The sequence below is a fragment of the Pedobacter sp. 05L430 genome (assembly GCF_056397585.1).
In genome coordinates this window covers 105,971-123,101 of the sequence record NZ_JBFTNT010000002.1, presented here as the reverse complement: position 1 = coordinate 123,101, position 17,131 = coordinate 105,971, and the positions used below count along the sequence as shown (strand labels likewise).

General features: G+C 38.3%; 18 protein-coding genes. 13 read left to right on the top strand and 5 right to left on the bottom strand.

The genetic code is table 11. The annotated features are described in order from the left end of the window. Positions 1-31: 31 nt before the first annotated feature. Positions 32-1,096 carry a carboxypeptidase-like regulatory domain-containing protein gene (locus tag AC1DG9_RS01430; protein WP_337717027.1) on the bottom strand — a complete coding sequence of 355 codons (1,065 nt, stop codon included), beginning with the start codon at positions 1,094-1,096 and terminating at the stop codon, positions 32-34. A gap of 25 nt (positions 1,097-1,121) precedes the next feature. Then, positions 1,122-2,669, bottom strand: a complete 1,548-nt coding sequence (locus tag AC1DG9_RS01425) for a TPM domain-containing protein (protein WP_337717026.1) — start codon at positions 2,667-2,669, stop codon at positions 1,122-1,124. A 60-nt stretch (positions 2,670-2,729) separates the two neighbouring features. Here AC1DG9_RS01425 and AC1DG9_RS01420 point away from each other — a divergent pair, with 60 nt between their 5' ends. The 11 genes from AC1DG9_RS01420 to AC1DG9_RS01370 all read left to right on the top strand — a co-directional run bounded on the left by AC1DG9_RS01420 (position 2,730) and on the right by AC1DG9_RS01370 (position 10,993). Then, the gene (locus AC1DG9_RS01420) at positions 2,730-3,569 is read left to right on the top strand and encodes a sigma-70 family RNA polymerase sigma factor (protein WP_337717025.1); all 840 of its coding nucleotides are present in this window, start codon (positions 2,730-2,732) and stop codon (positions 3,567-3,569) included. 17 nt (positions 3,570-3,586) lie between these two features. Continuing rightward, positions 3,587-4,036 (top strand): carboxymuconolactone decarboxylase family protein, encoded by a 450-nt coding sequence (locus tag AC1DG9_RS01415; RefSeq protein ID WP_172662213.1) that lies wholly within the window; start codon positions 3,587-3,589, stop codon positions 4,034-4,036. A gap of 26 nt (positions 4,037-4,062) precedes the next feature. Continuing rightward, a complete protein-coding gene (locus AC1DG9_RS01410; protein WP_172662212.1) occupies positions 4,063-4,470 on the top strand; it encodes a Dabb family protein in 408 nt (135 codons plus the stop codon). Positions 4,471-4,554: 84 nt separating this feature from the next. Further along, the gene (locus tag AC1DG9_RS01405; RefSeq protein WP_477634237.1) at positions 4,555-4,989 is read left to right on the top strand and encodes a cytochrome B; all 435 of its coding nucleotides are present in this window, start codon (positions 4,555-4,557) and stop codon (positions 4,987-4,989) included. Between the two features lie 233 nt (positions 4,990-5,222). Continuing rightward, positions 5,223-6,626: an anthranilate synthase component I family protein gene (locus AC1DG9_RS01400; protein ID WP_337717024.1), complete on the top strand. Its 1,404-nt coding sequence runs from the start codon at positions 5,223-5,225 to the stop codon at positions 6,624-6,626. A gap of 19 nt (positions 6,627-6,645) precedes the next feature. After that, positions 6,646-7,218 (top strand): anthranilate synthase component II, encoded by a 573-nt coding sequence (locus AC1DG9_RS01395; protein WP_477634236.1) that lies wholly within the window; start codon positions 6,646-6,648, stop codon positions 7,216-7,218. 2 nt (positions 7,219-7,220) lie between these two features. Beyond that, positions 7,221-8,012: an indole-3-glycerol phosphate synthase TrpC gene (gene trpC, locus AC1DG9_RS01390; RefSeq protein WP_337717022.1), complete on the top strand. Its 792-nt coding sequence runs from the start codon at positions 7,221-7,223 to the stop codon at positions 8,010-8,012. Positions 8,013-8,034: 22 nt separating this feature from the next. Beyond that, entirely contained in the window at positions 8,035-9,225 is a 1,191-nt protein-coding gene (hflX, locus tag AC1DG9_RS01385; RefSeq protein ID WP_172662208.1) for a GTPase HflX, read from the top strand. 31 nt (positions 9,226-9,256) lie between these two features. Beyond that, a complete protein-coding gene (gene rbfA, locus AC1DG9_RS01380; RefSeq protein ID WP_048908269.1) occupies positions 9,257-9,634 on the top strand; it encodes a 30S ribosome-binding factor RbfA in 378 nt (125 codons plus the stop codon). Continuing rightward, on the top strand, positions 9,618-10,310 hold the full coding sequence (locus AC1DG9_RS01375; protein ID WP_337717020.1) for a peptidoglycan DD-metalloendopeptidase family protein: 693 nt from the start codon (positions 9,618-9,620) through the stop codon (positions 10,308-10,310). Before rbfA ends, AC1DG9_RS01375 begins: the two co-directional genes overlap by 17 nt. A 32-nt stretch (positions 10,311-10,342) precedes the next feature. Further along, complete coding sequence (locus AC1DG9_RS01370; protein ID WP_172662206.1) at positions 10,343-10,993, top strand: TonB family protein; 651 nt, start codon at positions 10,343-10,345, stop codon at positions 10,991-10,993. Here AC1DG9_RS01370 and AC1DG9_RS01365 read toward each other — a convergent pair. Beyond that, the gene (locus AC1DG9_RS01365) at positions 10,990-11,865 is read right to left on the bottom strand and encodes a diacylglycerol/lipid kinase family protein (protein WP_172662205.1); all 876 of its coding nucleotides are present in this window, start codon (positions 11,863-11,865) and stop codon (positions 10,990-10,992) included. The genes AC1DG9_RS01370 and AC1DG9_RS01365 overlap by 4 nt on opposite strands. A 54-nt stretch (positions 11,866-11,919) precedes the next feature. Between AC1DG9_RS01365 and AC1DG9_RS01360 the strand changes: the two genes are divergently transcribed. After that, positions 11,920-12,897 carry an App1 family protein gene (locus tag AC1DG9_RS01360; RefSeq protein ID WP_337717018.1) on the top strand — a complete coding sequence of 326 codons (978 nt, stop codon included), beginning with the start codon at positions 11,920-11,922 and terminating at the stop codon, positions 12,895-12,897. Here AC1DG9_RS01360 and AC1DG9_RS01355 read toward each other — a convergent pair. Beyond that, positions 12,894-13,262: a YccF domain-containing protein gene (locus AC1DG9_RS01355; RefSeq protein WP_172662203.1), complete on the bottom strand. Its 369-nt coding sequence runs from the start codon at positions 13,260-13,262 to the stop codon at positions 12,894-12,896. The two genes, AC1DG9_RS01360 and AC1DG9_RS01355, sit on opposite strands and share 4 nt — an antisense overlap. A 69-nt stretch (positions 13,263-13,331) precedes the next feature. Here AC1DG9_RS01355 and aat point away from each other — a divergent pair, with 69 nt between their 5' ends. Further along, a complete protein-coding gene (aat, locus tag AC1DG9_RS01350; RefSeq protein ID WP_337717015.1) occupies positions 13,332-13,964 on the top strand; it encodes a leucyl/phenylalanyl-tRNA--protein transferase in 633 nt (210 codons plus the stop codon). Here aat and AC1DG9_RS01345 read toward each other — a convergent pair. Next, positions 13,961-16,855: a DEAD/DEAH box helicase gene (locus tag AC1DG9_RS01345; protein WP_337717014.1), complete on the bottom strand. Its 2,895-nt coding sequence runs from the start codon at positions 16,853-16,855 to the stop codon at positions 13,961-13,963. The two genes, aat and AC1DG9_RS01345, sit on opposite strands and share 4 nt — an antisense overlap. Positions 16,856-17,131 lie beyond the last annotated feature (276 nt).

Below are 17,131 nucleotides of genomic sequence, written 5' to 3'. Positions count from 1 at the left end.
TTTTTGATGATCAATATAAAGATAGATGAATCTAATTATATTCAAATGGCAGTTGGTCGCCAATTCTTTTGCCACCCCAAAAGCCCTGTATAAAAAAGCTTCTGTAATCAACATAGCTGCCTTTACTGTCTATTATAGCATTATCTAAAAACAGGCGCATAATAGAACCATCCTTCCCCATCATTTTTGTGATGGTACCATTTTGATCCTGGCTGTCAGCTTTCAAAGTATTCTCTTTATCAAAAACAATATATAGACGGGTTTTGAATTTCAACTGAATAAAATTGCTGTCAACAGTATTGATGTATTGCTCCATGTTTACCGGATTGGGAGCTAATTGTAATGGCTGATTGTTGTTCTTTATTTCAAGAGTAATAAAGCCCTCTTGCCTCAAATTGTTTTTATAGAGTGATCTTAAGTAATGCATGAGGGAACCCTGATACGCTTTTTTCCTGTTTTCAATCCAGGTGCTTTTTTCTTCTTCAGTACCTGCCAAATTTTCAAATACAGATTCCCCATCGTAACTTGTAACTCCTGTTCCCTTGTTGTAACGAAAGTTTCTGAGCAGGTATTTTATGCGGTAGCCCAGGCTTTTGTTTTCAATAATCAGGAAGTCATCTGATGTAGCCTCCAGTATTGTCTTGATGGTCGAAAAATCAATAATTTCGAGGTTTAGTATCTTGCATTTTTTTGCATTAGCAGACTCACCCAGGAAATTCTTAAGAAATATTTTTATGTTTTCTTTGCGCTGAGAGTCATCACCAATTACTACTTCACGCAGAACAGTTGTTTTTTCTTTAATATGAATATTTAGTGAAGCAGACTGGTTCTGGATAATTACATTTTGTTTTGTGGAAGCATAACCAATCATGCTCACAATTACCTGATAGGTGCCGGGTTTTATATTGGCAAATTTAAACTCGCCCTTTGCATTGGTTGCTGTACCTTTTTCAGAGCCATCAATAAACACAGTAGCACCTTGTATAATTTCCTCTTTTGCGTTAAATACAGTGCCGCTTATTGTAAAAGATTCCTGAGCTTTTAATGAACCTGCGGTAAGTAAAATAATGAAGATTAAACGTATAATTTGTTTCATAATTAATTAGTTAATTCATGAGCGTTTACCAACTGCTGCCAGCCCCGCCGCCTCCTGATGAGCCTCCGCTGCTGCTTGAAGAGCTGCTACTACTACTACTACTGCTGGAAGAAGAAGACCAGCTGCTGCTGCTGCCCGAAGAGGAAGATCCGCTTGAGGTTGATACTTTTGGGATGATAAACTTTGTCTTCTCTTCGTATTTGCAATATTGGCATAGATAATAGCTATAGCCGAAACCCTCATTTTCTGTGGTTGAAGCTTTATGGATAGCCCTTCGTTTATATAAAAAGGTATGAAAATGACATTTTGAGCATTCCTGGGCTTTAGATTCAGGATTCTTATAATCGAGTATCAGTTCTGTTTTACAAGATCTGCATACCCATACATCGTAATCTATGGAGTCAATTTGCTCTTCTATAATATTTCCTTTTAACAGGTATTGATCATCTTTTTCCTCATTTAGTATAATCATCTTATTGCTGCATTTTTCGCATGTCATTGGGCTTGATCGCAAAGTATGCAGCAGTTCAGTGTACTTATTCCAGTAGGATGTTAAAAATGTTGTAGGGAATGCTTTTCTGATGTATTGGGATGGCAAATGTGTTGATTGCCATGCCAGATACTGTTCGTGTGGTGTTTTATCTTTTAGGGTGGCAGTTAGCTTCCTGCCTAAAAAGTAGAAATGTAAGTTCACGTACGCCCATAGAAAGAAATAGAGTATTAGAATTGTTCTGATGTTATGCCATTCAAATGGCAGGTATATGTTCAATAAAATAACCAGGGTAACCGGTGCTATCCAAAGAAAATAGATCACAGGATTTTTTAGTCGCGGTATGCCTTTGTGTGCTGTTAACCGCTGACCAACCAACGAAGAAAATACAATATAAATGGCAAGGATTATGAGCAAAAGGAAATCAACAATGGGAGCGGCCCTTTGTTTTACCGGTGCTGTGAGGGCTTGTGGGGTGATATCATAAGGTTCTGAAATGCCAGGGTCAATAATAGCCGATGGGGCCTCAACCTCTGCAACTGAAGTGGTGTCGGGTGCTTGGTATATTGCATTGTTTTCGGTGGTGATGTGTTCAATAACCGCATCTACGCCTTTTTTTACTGCATTGTCATAGTCGTTCTGCTTGGCATAGGGAATCATGTAGTCTTGCTGGATTTTGTAACATGTTACATCAGGCAATATTCCTTCTAATCCATAACCTGTTTCAAACTCTATCCGGTGTTGGTCTTCAACTATAAATATAAGCAAGCCATTATTGGTTTTCTTGTCACCGATTTTCCATGAGTTGAATAACATTGTTGCAATTTCCTTGGGTACATTATCTCCAATAGTCTTGACAAATACCACATCAATATGTGCTTTCCCCGACTGGTCTAATTCCCTGAGTTTTTCATTTAATGTAAAAACAGTCTCGTCTGCAAGTATTTTGTCTGGATTGCTGACATATGATTCGTTAAGTGTTTTAGGGTCTGGGATGTTAAGAATTAATTTCTCTTTAGATTGTTTACACCCAATAAATATGGAGAGTAAAAGGATAAATGGCAGTAGTGTTGATGTTCTCATGAGCGTTTGTAGCGTTAAGTAAATATCTCTTTTTTTCTTTAAGTTTGAAATAGTAGTATCATGAATCATTTAAGGCCCTTACTGACTACATATGCATACAACATTACAGGATCCTACGAGGCTTCACTCGATATCGTACAAGATGCTTTTCTAAAATTCTTGCAGATAGATTCCAATGTTATTAATGAAAAAGCTTATTTGGTGCGTACAGTAATTAATTTGGCTATTAATTACAAGAAGCAAAATGAGCGGTTGCAACATGAGTATCCGGGAATATGGTTGCCGGAACCTATTGATACCAATGAGGCTGATTCTGCCCTGAGTAAAAAAGAGGTGCTTTCTTATTCCTTAATGGTGCTTCTGGAAAAATTAACGCCTCGCCAAAGGGCAGTGTTTATTCTAAGAGAAGCTTTTGATTATAGCCATGAAGAGCTTGCTGAGGTATTGGAAATAACAATTGATAACTCGCGACAAATTTTGAAGCGAGCAAAACAAAGCTTGCAACAGAGGGAGAAGCAGGGTAAAAATGATGTGGAAACAGAATTGCTCTTAAAATATGTAAATGCAATAAAGAGGGGTGATGTTCAGGAGCTGGAGTTGATGCTTAAGGCGGAGATCTCTGTGATTTCTGATGGCGGAGGAAAAGTACTGGCTGCTTTAAGGCCTGTTTTGGGTAGGGCTAATGTAATTAAGTTTTTAAAAGGATTGCAAACGAAATTCTTTGCCAAACGAACCTTTAAATATGGAGGGATTAATCATCAACCGGCAATGTTTCATTATGAAGATGGGGTGATGGTAAGTTGCCAGATATTTGTTTTTGAGCAAAATGAAATTGCTAATATCTTTTTTATCCGAAATCCAGATAAGTTGTCACGCTTTAGATATGCTGATTGTCTTTAAGAGAAAAAGAATATTTTATGTTACGAATTAGTCAGAACGAAATCCCGGAAGGGTTATTTAAAGCAATGCGACAGATAAAGGATTATCTCCGCAGTTCAGGAATTGATCCACTATTAATTGATTTATTGGATGTGAGAGTTTCGCAGATTAATGGCTGCGCATATTGTTTGGATATGCACTCGAAGGAAGCGGTACACAAAGGCGAAACATTACAGCGGCTGATCTCACTGCCGGTTTGGAGAGAAACAGACTATTATACCCCTAAAGAAAAGGCTGTATTGGCTTTTGCTGAAAGATTAACCAATCTTCAGGACGAAAAAGAATCAGATGATCTGCATGATGAGCTTAAAAAGCATTTTTCTAATGCTGATATTGCAAATCTTTCATTGGCGGTAGCCCAGATTAATTCATGGAACAGGCTGGTTAAGTCTTTTGGAACAATAGCTGGCACATATGAAGTGAAGTAATATTTTTTTTCATAGATTTATGCATTATGAACAAGTCTAACAGAAGAAAATTTATTGGAACCGCTGCAGCACTTGCAGTGGGGACAGCTGCAACCGCTATGCCGTTATCAAATATGAAAAAAAATTATCCGGTGGTACACCATGTGTTTTTCTGGTTGAAAAATCCAGATTCAAAAGAAGATCGTGATAAATTAGCCGCAGGCGTGAAAGCACTTTCGAAAATCCCGACTGTAAAAGAATTACATGTGGGAATTGTAGCCAGTACTGAAAAACGCGATGTTATTGATAGCAGCTGGGGGGTATCTGAACTGATGTTCTTTAGTGATCTTGAAGGTCAGGCAACCTATCAAACCCATCCGATACACCTGGAATTTATAAAAAACTACAGCCATTTATGGGAGAAAGTAGTTGTTTACGATGCAGTTGAGGCCTAAAATAGAATCGTTTTAAATATCATTTAGTAATTAGCTATTACATAAAGCATAAAGTAATTACTTAAGTTTGAAAGAAAAACCGTTATGAATTTTTATCACATCTTAAAGAGTGCACACTCAGGCTGGCGTTATCTCGTCTTAATTTTATTGGTATTGGCAATAGTAACTGCAATTGCAGGGTGGCTTGGAAAAAAACCATATACGGAAGGAAATAGGAAATTGAATGTGTTTACTTTAATATTTGTGCATATCCAAATTTTATTTGGTTTGATATTGTACTTTGTGAGCCCGCTGGTTGAAGCAGGAATAAGATATTGGAAAATGKAACATATTGCAATGATGATTTTTGCTGCCATTTTAGTTACTGTAGGCAATGCAAGGTCGAAAAGAGCAGATGATCCATCGGCCAAGCACCGCACTATTGCGCTGTATTTTGGACTGGGCTTAATCGTGATCATTGCATCAATTATACAGATGACTATGGCTGATCCGAGCCGTAGTTTTTTTGGAGTTTCATAAATTTCACAATTTAATTTTGTTTAGTAAGATTTATTTATATTTTTGTTGCACATGATTAACAATATACATACTTGGCAGTGGCGTGGTAATTCTGAAAAGAGTTTCGTCGCAACCTTGTGTACCTTATAGTTTATCAACCTAAACCAAACCACATTGTAAAACCCGACGTAACCACACGCCGGGTTTTTTTATGATCTGGCAATTTGAATAAATGAATTGAAAAAAATGTTATTATGAATAATTATATCATTAACACAACTTATAAAAAGAGACTTGCAGATACCACTACTCCGGTAAGTATTTACCTGAGATTGAGGGATGTATTTCCAAATACAATTTTACTGGAAAGCTCCGACTATCATAGTCGTGAGAACTCTATGAGTTATGTGTGTGCTGAACCTGTTGCAGGTATTATACTGCAAGATGGTGTGCTTTCTTCTTACTTTCCTGATGGACAGAAAGAGGAAAAAACGGAGTTTGTGCTAACCGAAGAAATAGATGCTTTTAAAGCTGCTTTTACACCGGACGTAATTGATGGCAACAGACATATTTCCAGTGGTTTGTTTGGCTATTTTACATGGAACGCTGTACAACATTTTGAAGATATAACCTTCACTTCTGAAACTCCGAAAGGCGAAGAGATCCCAACAATGCAGTACCATATTTACAGGTATATTATCGCCATTGATCATTTCCGTAATGAGATCACCTTGTTTAAAAACAGGTTCAATGGAGATGATAATGAGGACCTGGAAAAGATGGAATACATTATTCAGAACAAGAACTATCCGGAGTATAGTTTTAAGACGAATGGCGAAGAAAGTTCTAACCTGACAAATGAGGACTTCATGAACATGGTTGATAAACTTAAGAAGCACATATTGCGTGGTGATGTTTTTCAAATTGTTCCTTCACGGGCATATAACCAGTCCTTTTTAGGGGATGAGTTTAATGTTTACAGATGCTTAAGATCAATTAATCCATCACCCTATCTGTTTTATTTTGATTACGGAAGCTTTAAGCTTTTCGGTTCATCGCCAGAAGCCCAGATTACCATAAAGAATAATGTAGCTAATATTTTTCCTATTGCAGGCACTTTTAAACGCACAGGAAATGATATAGAAGACGCAGAACAAGCAAAAAAACTGGAAGAGGATCCTAAAGAAAGTGCTGAGCATGTAATGCTGGTAGATTTGGCCAGGAATGACCTTAGCAGGCATTGCAGCGGTGTTCACGTTAAATCTTTTAAAGAAGTTCAATACTATTCTCATCTGATCCACCTGGTTTCTAAAGTAAGTGGCAACCTGCAGGAAAATGTATCTGCATTTAAGGTTGTGGCCGATACTTATCCCGCAGGAACATTAAGCGGAGCCCCTAAATACAGGGCGATGCAGCTGATTGATGAGAATGAAGGTCTGGGAAGGAATTTTTATGCCGGGGCGCTTGGCTACATGGGCTTTAATGATGAGTTTAATCACTGCATCATGATCAGGACATTTATGAGTAAAAACAACCAGCTGCATTACAGAGCGGGTGCCGGTATTGTTGCCGACTCTATTCCTGAAAATGAACTGAACGAAGTAAATAATAAAATTGCTGCTTTGCGCAGGGCAATAGAAATGGCTACGCAAATTTAAGATGGAGAATAATAAGATCATGCAAAAGAAAGTTTTSGTTATAGATAATTACGATTCGTTTACTTATAACCTGGTGCATTTAGTAAATGAATTGGGCAGGGATGTTGAGGTGTGGAGGAATGATAAATTTGAACTTGCGGATGTTGAGCAGTACGATAAGATTTTGCTTTCGCCAGGACCAGGGATACCTGAAGAGGCGGGTTTGTTACTTGATGTAATCAAAACCTATGCGCCTACAAAGAGTATTTTTGGTGTTTGCCTTGGGCAGCAAGCTATTGCTGAGGCATTTGGAGGAAGTTTGTTAAATTTAGGCAGGCCTATGCATGGAATTGCTACACCAATTACGGTGTTGGATAAAAGTGAGCTTTTATTTAGGGATTGCCCGGATGTAATAAAAGTAGGTCGCTATCACTCATGGGTGGTAAGTAATAAAGGACTGCCTGATTGCTTTGTGGTTACGGCAACTGATGAAACGGACGAGATTATGGCCTTGAGCCATAAAACGCTTGATGTACGTGGTGTACAATTTCATCCGGAAAGCGTGCTTACTGAGCACGGAAAACAAATGATGCAGAACTGGTTAGAAAGTTAGATATGAATATTTTAGATAAAATTGTACTGAGAAAGAAGGAAGAAGTGGCTTTGGCGAAGCAGCATGTTTCTGTTAAACAGTTGGAGGCTGCACAGCACTTTAATCGCAGTCCGTATTCTTTTAAGGAGTTTTTATTAGCAGATGACCGTACCGGTATTATTGCTGAGTTTAAACGCCAGTCTCCATCTAAGGGTGTTATTAATGACAAAGTTACAGTTGCTGATGTCACTACGGCTTATGCTTCGGCGAGGGCTTCGGCATTGTCGGTATTAACTGATACTGATTTCTTTGGAGGTCACCAACGAGATTTGCTGGAAGCGAGGGCTGCGAACAAAGTTCCTATTCTTAGAAAAGATTTTATGATTGATGAATATCAGATCCTCGAGGCAAAAGCCTGGGGTGCTGATATCATTTTATTAATTGCTGCTATCCTTACTCCGCAGGAAATTGCTACGCTAGCGGGCACAGCGAAGGGTTTAGGCCTTAATGTGCTGTTGGAAGTACATAATCAGGAAGAGCTTGAAAGGAGCATTTGTACGGATCTGGATGCCATAGGCGTGAACAACAGAAACCTTGCTGATTTTACAGTAAACATTCAGACTTCGTTTGATCTTGCAGATCAGATTCCTGCTGATTTTATGAAGATATCTGAAAGTGCCATCAGCGAAACTTCTACAATTAAATTGTTAAAACAAGCCGGGTTTAATGGCTTTTTAATTGGCGAAAACTTCATGAAAACTGAGGATCCGGGACTTGCAATCAGAGAGTTTGTCAGTGAATTGATCTCGGTATAACTTTTGTATCTTTGTACTTTACATGGGAAAACAGAAATATTACGACACGGCACTTAAGCCGGAACGGGCAGTACTTGTAGGAGTAATCAGGCCTGGTGAAAAGCCAGATGAAACCAGGGAATACCTGGATGAGCTTGCTTTTCTGGTAGATACGGCAGGTGGTGTGGTGGAACATGAATTTACACAGAAGATGCTTAAGCCTGACCGTGGAACTTTTGTAGGTACAGGGAAACTTGAAGAAATACAGGCTTACGTAAAGTCTGAAGAGATAGATATGGTTGTTTTTGATGATGAGCTTTCACCATCACAACTAAGAAATATTGAACGGGAATTACAGGTTAAAATATTAGATCGGAGTAACCTGATCCTTGATATTTTTGCCAGCAGGGCACAAACTGCACAGGCTAAAACTCAGGTTGAACTGGCACAATTACAATACTTATTACCCCGACTTACCCGCTTATGGACTCACTTAGAGCGCCAAAAGGGTGGTATTGGTATGAGAGGTCCGGGTGAAACTCAGATTGAGAGTGATAGAAGGATGATCCTTGAAAAGATTGCTCTTTTAAAAAGCAGGCTGAGCCAGATTGATAGACAAAATGAAACGCAAAGAAAGAACCGTGGACAACTGATAAGGGTTGCTCTTGTTGGCTATACGAATGTAGGGAAATCAACGATTATGAATATGCTTTCTAAATCGGAAGTGTTTGCCGAAAACAAACTATTTGCCACATTGGATACTACAGTAAGAAAGGTGGTTATTGAGAATTTGCCGTTTTTATTATCAGATACAGTAGGGTTTATCAGAAAGTTACCTCACCATTTGGTAGAATGTTTTAAATCGACATTGGATGAGGTACGTGAAGCAGATGTATTGATCCACGTTGTGGATGTATCGCATGCTAACTTTGAAGATCAGATCAATGTGGTGAATGAGACCTTAAAAGATCTTGGCGCGAGGGATAAAGAGACCATCATGGTATTTAATAAAATGGACGCTTACGTAAGCCCTGAGCCTGATCATGAAGATGAGGAAAGAGCCGTGCTTACGCTTGATGATTTTAAGCGTAGCTGGATGGCAAATCATAATGCCCCTTCTATATTTATATCTGCCCTGCACAAAGAGAATTTAGAGGAATTTAAACAATTATTATACGATAAAGTTGTTGCTTTGCATACCGAGCGCTATCCTTATGATAAGCTGTTATATTAATTAATGCCGTTAAAGAAGAAAGAGAAAAATTATGGAAAGTAAACGTCAACAGAAATTTGCCGGGGTGATACAAGAGGAATTAGCTGCTATCTTTCAGCGCGAAGGCTCTGCATATTTACCCAATACACTGGTTACTATTACTAAGGTTCGCGTTTCTCCGGATTTGGCGGTAGCAAAGGTTTATTTGAGCTTTTTAAACACAAACAATACCACCTTGTCTGTTGCTGAGGTGAATTCACATTCAAGTGAGATCAGGTATAAACTGGGTGCACGTATTCGCCACCAGGCTCGTGTAATCCCTACCCTTACCTTCTTCTTAGACGATACCAATGAGTACGTAGAGCATATGGATAAGTTATTCGATAAAATATCCAGAGACCGTAAGGAGACGGATGAACAAGCCGATTGATCTTGTAGCTGCCTTAAATAGGAGTGATATCATAATTGGTAAAGTAGTTGATTTTGATCCTGCTCAGGATTTGTTGTATCCGTTTGACCTTACAGCGGCAAACAAAGAACTCACAAACGATATTTTAGATGATACCGACGTTTTTACTAGCTGGGTTGAAGATAAACTTCGTTTAAATAATTGCAGGTACGGTATCGGTGGGTATAATGAACATAGGTCTATCTATGCACGCAGTGCTCATTTTGATACAGGCGAAGAACCCAGAAGGCTGCATTTAGGTGTAGATATATGGGGGACTGCAGGAACACCTGTTTACAATTTTCATGATGCAGTAGTACATAGCTTTAAATTCAACAATAACTTTGGTGACTATGGTGGAACCATTATTCTGAAATATGTTTTGGGAGATGTGGTAATTCATGCCTTGTATGGACATTTGAGTGTGGAATCTTTACAAGGGCTGGAAGAGGGAATGTTTATTCCTGCCGGTACGCGATTTGCTGCTTTTGGTACAAAAGAAGAAAATGGTTACTGGCCCCCGCATTTGCACTTTCAGCTGATATTTAATATGCAGGCTTTAAAAGGTGATTATCCAGGTGTATGCCAATACACGAAAAGAGATATTTATCTAAAGAATTGCCCCGATCCTGCAGTAATTTTAAAGTACACATTTTAATCGGCTTTGGTTTAAAATACGTAAATTGGTATATGTCAAAGATTCTTTTAGCATTATTTCTTTTGTTGGGGCTAAATGTTAAAGCCCAGCCAACTTTAAAAGGTGGACTGGAATCTTTTGTGATGAACAATAAGGTTTATCCCCGATATTCACTACAAAATTGTATTGATGGAAGTGTTACCATAAGCTTTAAATTGAATAAAGCAGGAGAAGTCTATTTCTCTAAGATTCAAAAAGGCATAGGGACAGATCTTGATGACGAGGCCCTAAGGTTGATCAGATTAAGCAGTGGTAAATGGATAGTTCCTGCTGATCATGATACTACGATATCTGTTGTGGTACCAATAAACTTTAAGTTGTCTGGAGATGATTGCCAGAATAAAAGCCAGAAAGATATAAAACAGGCTATAGAAACCTATAAAACCAATGTAGGTATGACAGATGCAGTGCTCAATTTTTACAGGCATAAGGCAACAGGTAAGTTTACTGCTGACGAGGAGCGAAGGATTGTAGCGCTAAAAACAAGCCTTGGCTATGATGAAGAGTATATGAAAATGCGGATAAATGACGGGCTGAAAAAATTGAAACAGAAAGACAGGCAAGGTGCATGTGAGGATTTTATGTTTGTGAAGAACATGGGGTTTGATCTGGCAGATGAGCAAATAGCGCAATACTGCAATTAAACAATAACATTAATTGCCGCAGGAATTATGTTGGCTTCAATTCTGCTTACCTTACCCATATATTCCCCATCGACCTGAAAATGCGCTTTATGTTTTGTTTTTATGTTGAGACTGGTGATTTGAAAGGCTTCAATATTCTTAGGGTTTAAAGCCAGGTTGGTAAATCGTAGTTTTAAAATCTCCATCACGGAATATTCTTTTACCAGAATTACTTCAAAAAAATCATCGTCCAGTTTTCCATCAGGGTTAATTTTAACGCCTGTGCCATACATGGTGGCATTTGCTATAACCACCATAGCTGCTTCTGAACGGATAGTTTTGTCTTTTACCTTAATCAGTACCTCCATTTTATGATGACTCCATAGTGCTTTCCAGGCGGCTTTAGTGTATCCCCACATTCCACGCTGCGGAAGGTCATTAAATTTTTTAACGAGGTAGGCATTAAAACCAATATCGGCAAGGTGAATACATAACTCACCGTTTACCATTATGACATGTATTTTTTTTGGCTGCCCGTTCACTGTCATATCTAATGATTCCTTAATGGTTGTGGGAATGCCTAATTCCTTGGCCATGCCGTTTGCAGATCCGGCAGGTATAATACCCATAGGTGTATCTGTTTGGAGCAAACACTCGGCAATCAATTTCACAGTTCCATCGCCACCAACGGCTATCACACGGTCTGCATTTGCACTGGCTATTATTTCCTTAAGTTTTTCGAAAGAACAGTTTAATGGCAGCTCATAAATCTCGGCAGTATGCGGTAGCGATTCAAAATATGCGCTTATTGCATCGGCAAAATTGATCTCACCATTTCCAGATCCCGGATTCACGATAAACAACAATTTCAATTGGACGGATTTTTCTCCCATTACATTTTCTTTAATATCACAAACAACTTTAGTATTACTCTGTTTTAATTATTAATGAATAAATCTGTAAGTGTTAAGGTATACCATGGATACGGACACACACATAACCTTGTGGTATATGGTCATGTTTTTAAATTTAGGGCCAAAACGATGCAGGGTTTTAGTAATAATTTATTCGTTAACATTATCCATTTGTTAAAGTTATTTGTACTAAAGCCATACCCTCATGTACAGGTAAGACTCACTTTTAATGGGCAGGAAGTATACCGCAAAACTGAATACGATGGCTTTTTTAAGTTTGAGTGGTCGGCCAATGAAAACGTGGATGCAGGATGGCATGGGGTAAAGATTGAGGCTTTAGATAAGGATGGAAAAATACTGGCAATAGGGCTAGGTCAGGTGTTTGTACCTCACATTACTCAGTTTGCTTTTATTTCTGATATTGATGATACGGTGATGGTGTCTCATTCGGCAACTATCAGAAGAAGACTTAGAGAGCTCTTTATTAAAAACCCAAGAACACGAAAAACGTTTAAAGGTACATACACGCACTACACCGCCCTGGCAATTTCACATACCACGGCAGATCAGCCTAATCCCTTTTTCTATGTATCTAGCAGCGAGTGGAATTTATACGATTATCTGGTAGAGATTTTTAGCTATAATAAGTTGCCTGATGGCGCCTTCCTATTGAATCAGATTAAGCAGTGGAGGGATCTTATTAAAACGGGTAAGACCGGACACGAAGGGAAATTGATAAGGGTGATGAGAATTCTGGACGCTTTCCCAAATCAAAAGTTTGTCTTTTTTGGAGACAATACACAGAAGGACCCGGAAATATATACTGCTATTGCAGAGAAATACCCTAAAAACATTGCGGCTGTTTACATCAGAAATATCCGTAAGGATATGGAAGAGCCAACCAGGGCATTATTGAAAAGAATAGAGGCACAAAATATCCGTACCTGTTTATTTGAAAACAGTGTGGATGCAATTGAGCATTCTAAAAAGATAGGGTTGATTGCAGATTAGCTTATCGATTTTCCAAATGGAGAAAAGGCAAGATTCATTAATTTAAAATGTTGTCGGCCAAATGGAATACCTATAATAGTAATGCAGAACAAGATGCCAAAGAAAAGATGGGTAAGTGCAATCCAGAAGCCTCCAAATATTAACCAGATGATATTCATTACGGTTGATAAGCAGCCAGTATTGGAAGAGGTGTCGGTTATTTTAACACCAAAAGGAGCAAGGCCAACAAAGGCAAACTTGAAGCATTGTATTCCGAATGGGATTCCCACAATAGTAAGACATAGGATAAGACCACCGATTATATATTCGAAAAAAATAAATATTCCGCCAAAAATGATCCAGATGATATTGCCTATTAAGTTCATGTTACGCTTTTTATTATGATGAAATATAGGAAGATTAGTTACATTAAACCYAATGTTTTATTATTGTAAATGGTTTTTAGACTACCAGAAGATGAGATTGTTTTTCCTAACCCAGCTTTGGCTGATCCCGATGGATTGCTTGCTGTAGGTGGAGATTTGAGCATTGAAAGATTGCTTTTGGCTTATCACAATGGTATATTTCCGTGGTTTAGTGATGATGATCCGATTTGTTGGTATTCGCCACATGAACGTTGTGTAATATATCCTGCTGAAGTGAAGGTCAGTAAAAGCATGGCTAAAGTTCTTAAATCAGACGTATTTGTGGTAACCTTTAACAAAGCATTTCGGGAGGTGATAGTTAACTGCGCAAAGGTGGGAAGAAAAGATCAGCCGGGCACGTGGATTACTCAGGAAATGCAGGATGCTTATATTAGTTTGCATGAAAAGGGCTATGCTAAAAGTGTAGAAGTATGGAAAGATCATGTATTGGTAGGAGGGTTGTACGGCGTGGAAGTTGGCGATGTTTTTTGTGGCGAAAGTATGTTTAGTTTGGTAAGTAATGCCTCAAAAACTGCACTGATATGGCTGTGCAAAACCGATAGGTTTAAACTAATAGACTGCCAGCTGCCCAATGATCATCTGATGAGTTTAGGGGCGGAAATGATTTCGCGCAAGCAATATGAGGAATTCCTGAAAGATTAATTCAGAATCTCTTTGATGTCTTCCTTACTTAAGGATTTGAAGAAACTTTCTTCTGTGGTAATCAAAGAACTGGCTAATCGTTTTTTACGGTTTTGTAGTGCTAGTATCTTTTCTTCTACTGTATCTTTTGCAATGAATTTATAGATAAACACTTTCTTCTCCTGGCCTATTCTGTGTGTACGATCTATTGCCTGTTGCTCTACAGCGGGGTTCCACCATGGATCAAGAATAAATACGTAGTCTGCCTGGGTTAAGTTTAAACCTACGCCACCTGCCTTAATAGAAATTAAGAATACCTTTAATTCAGTGTTTTTCTGGAATTCGGCGACAATTTCTCCGCGGTTTTTGGTTGATCCGTCAAGATAAGAAAAGGAGATGCTTTCTTTTTCGAAATAGGCTCTGAAAATATTCAGGTGCTTTACAAACTGCGAAAAGATAAGAACCTTATGCCCACCCTTAAGTACATTATCTAGGGTATGGATTACATTTTCGAATTTACCTGAATCAGAGGCATAGGTGTCGTCTATCATGACAGGATGGTTTGCCAGTTGACGTAATGCTGTTAAGCCCTGCAAAAGCTGTACTTGCTTTTTTGCATAAGTGCCATCATCCATACTGCTTAGCAGATCGTTACGATAGGCAGATTTTGTTTTTTCATAATATGCGGCCTGATCCTCACTCATATCGCAATAAAACACCTGTTCCGTTTTGGAAGGCAGCTCGGCCGCAACCTGTTCTTTTGTACGGCGTAAAACAAAGGGCTTTATAATGGCTTGCAGCTTACGGGCCTTTTCTTCATCCTTCCTTTTCTCGATGGCCTGAACATATTCTTCGTTAAAGAATGATTGCGTACCCAGGAGACCAGGGTTTAAAAAGGTAAGCTGAGTCCAAAGGTCGCTTACAGAGTTTTCGACAGGAGTACCGCTCAGTATTAGTCTGTATTTAGATTTTAAGGCCTTAACTGCTTTAAATGATTTTGACGAAGGGTTTTTTATATTCTGGCTTTCATCTAATATGATGTAGCTGAAATAGAAATTTTTAAGAATATCTATATCAACACGGGTAATTCCATAAGTTGTAATAACGATATCATACTTCGCAAAAATACTTACATCTTTATCTCTTGTAGTTCCGGTATGTGAATGTATTTTGAGCTTAGGTGTAAACTTTTTGGCTTCATTTAACCAGTTGTAAATTAGGGATGTTGGCATAACAATTAAAGAAGTGCCATGAGTTGAATTTTGCTCATTTTCTTCTTTAAGCTTTTGCAGCATTGCCAGTGTCTGGATGGTTTTACCCAAACCCATATCATCTGCTAAACACCCGCCGAAATTATACTCACGCAGGAAACTAAACCAATTGTAGCCAGCCTTTTGATAACTACGCAGGTCGCCTTTAAAATGGACCGGCATCTGGGTGTCGGCAATGTTCTCGAAATCATTTAATCTTTCAAGTTTACGGCTTAAGGTTATATTGGCTATGCTGTCCTCTGCCAGTTCATTGATGAGCCCTATATGATGTTTCTTTAGGTGTAACGATTTGCCTCCTTCTGATAAGCTGAAAAGGCTTCCATACTGAGAAAACCACTTTTCCGGAATAATAGCAATGGTGCCATCAGGAAGCGTAAATTCCCTCTTTTTGTGAAGTATGTGTTGTTTAAGAGATAGAAAGGGTACCGGAAAGATACCAAAGTATACTATGGCATTGATGTCAAACCAATCATTATCTTCCTTAATCTCAAAATCTATTTTATTGGCAGCAAAGAGAAATTTCTTTGCTCCGGTGTGTTGCTCTATTTCAAAGCCAAGGTTTTTTAAACCTTCTATGTGTTCATTTACCCAATTGATGATGGCATAAGATTGATCTTCATCATGGTTGCCCGAAACTTCGAGGTTGTGAAAAAGAGCACTGGTTTTCTTTAAGCCAAGACTTAGCAGTGTATCAAATTTCTGTTTCTCAAATGCAGTATCTCTTTTTATACGGGTAAAAATGTAGTTGTCGTCATCTTTGGCAAGACGAACGGTTACCTTTTTTTCGTTGCCCATAGCAAAAGCATATTCCCCGTATTTAAAGTAGAGCTGAAGCTGAGAAACTCCCGATTCTACATAAATAACTTTTAGCGTAGGCGTTGGATCATGCTTTTCGGTTTTTATATCAAAGCCTTCGGCATAAACATGGTATTTTTCAATAAGAGGGCAAACAAATTTTTCAAAATAGGTTTCCTCGGTTGTCTTTGGTATGGTAATGTAGCGCTTGTTTAAAAAGGGAAGCAGTTTTTTCCCTTCAATATCCTGCTCAAAGAAATAGATCATATCGTTAAGTAATAACCATGCTGGCTGATTACTTATAACCTGAGCATCCTTGAACATGAAATCGATTCTTAATCCCTGGTATTTTATAGTAGGGAAATAGCGAGTTTCAATATTATTACGTCTAAAATGGAACAGTACTGTAGAAGGCTCCAGTGCAATATCTATTTTTCGCTCTGCAGGCCAGCCATCATTATCCATTAAATATAATGAACCCTCCGCTTTGAGGGCTTCCAGAACTTCAGATAGTTTCTTCTCAATTTTTGGGCGAACAGTTTCATAGAATTTATCGTTAAAAAACTTGCTAAAGAACTCTCCCGGTCTTATCGCTTTCTTATGATACTTTTTTATGATAAAGTCCTGCTCTGTTTCATCAAGGATTTTGATAAGCTTAAAATCATTATCTGTTAAACGTTTCGCAAACTCTTTAGCAGTATGTGAGAACAGACGCTGATAAGTAAGAGAGAAATCGCCCTGCGGATTTAACTGAACCATATGAGGTTCGATTAAATATCCGAAATACGCGTGTTTACACAATGAGTATACAATTTTGCAGGGCTTGGTACTATCTACGCGTAACATTGACTAAAGATTAAAATAATCGGAGGATAAGCATTTAAAAATCTTTAAACATACGTCAAATTGAAGTTCTTTTCAAATGGAATCTCATAATATGGCTGAATTTTTATAAAATGATGTATCAGCCTTTCGGTCTTCTAAGGATGGAAGAGATAATAGTTAAATTGTGGAGACATATTGATGCATTTCGATCATGTTCTGGCAATCGAATACCTGAAGTCATAATTTGACCAGAAAAGCATGCATCTTCCAAACGTACCATGATAAAACCTTTTTATT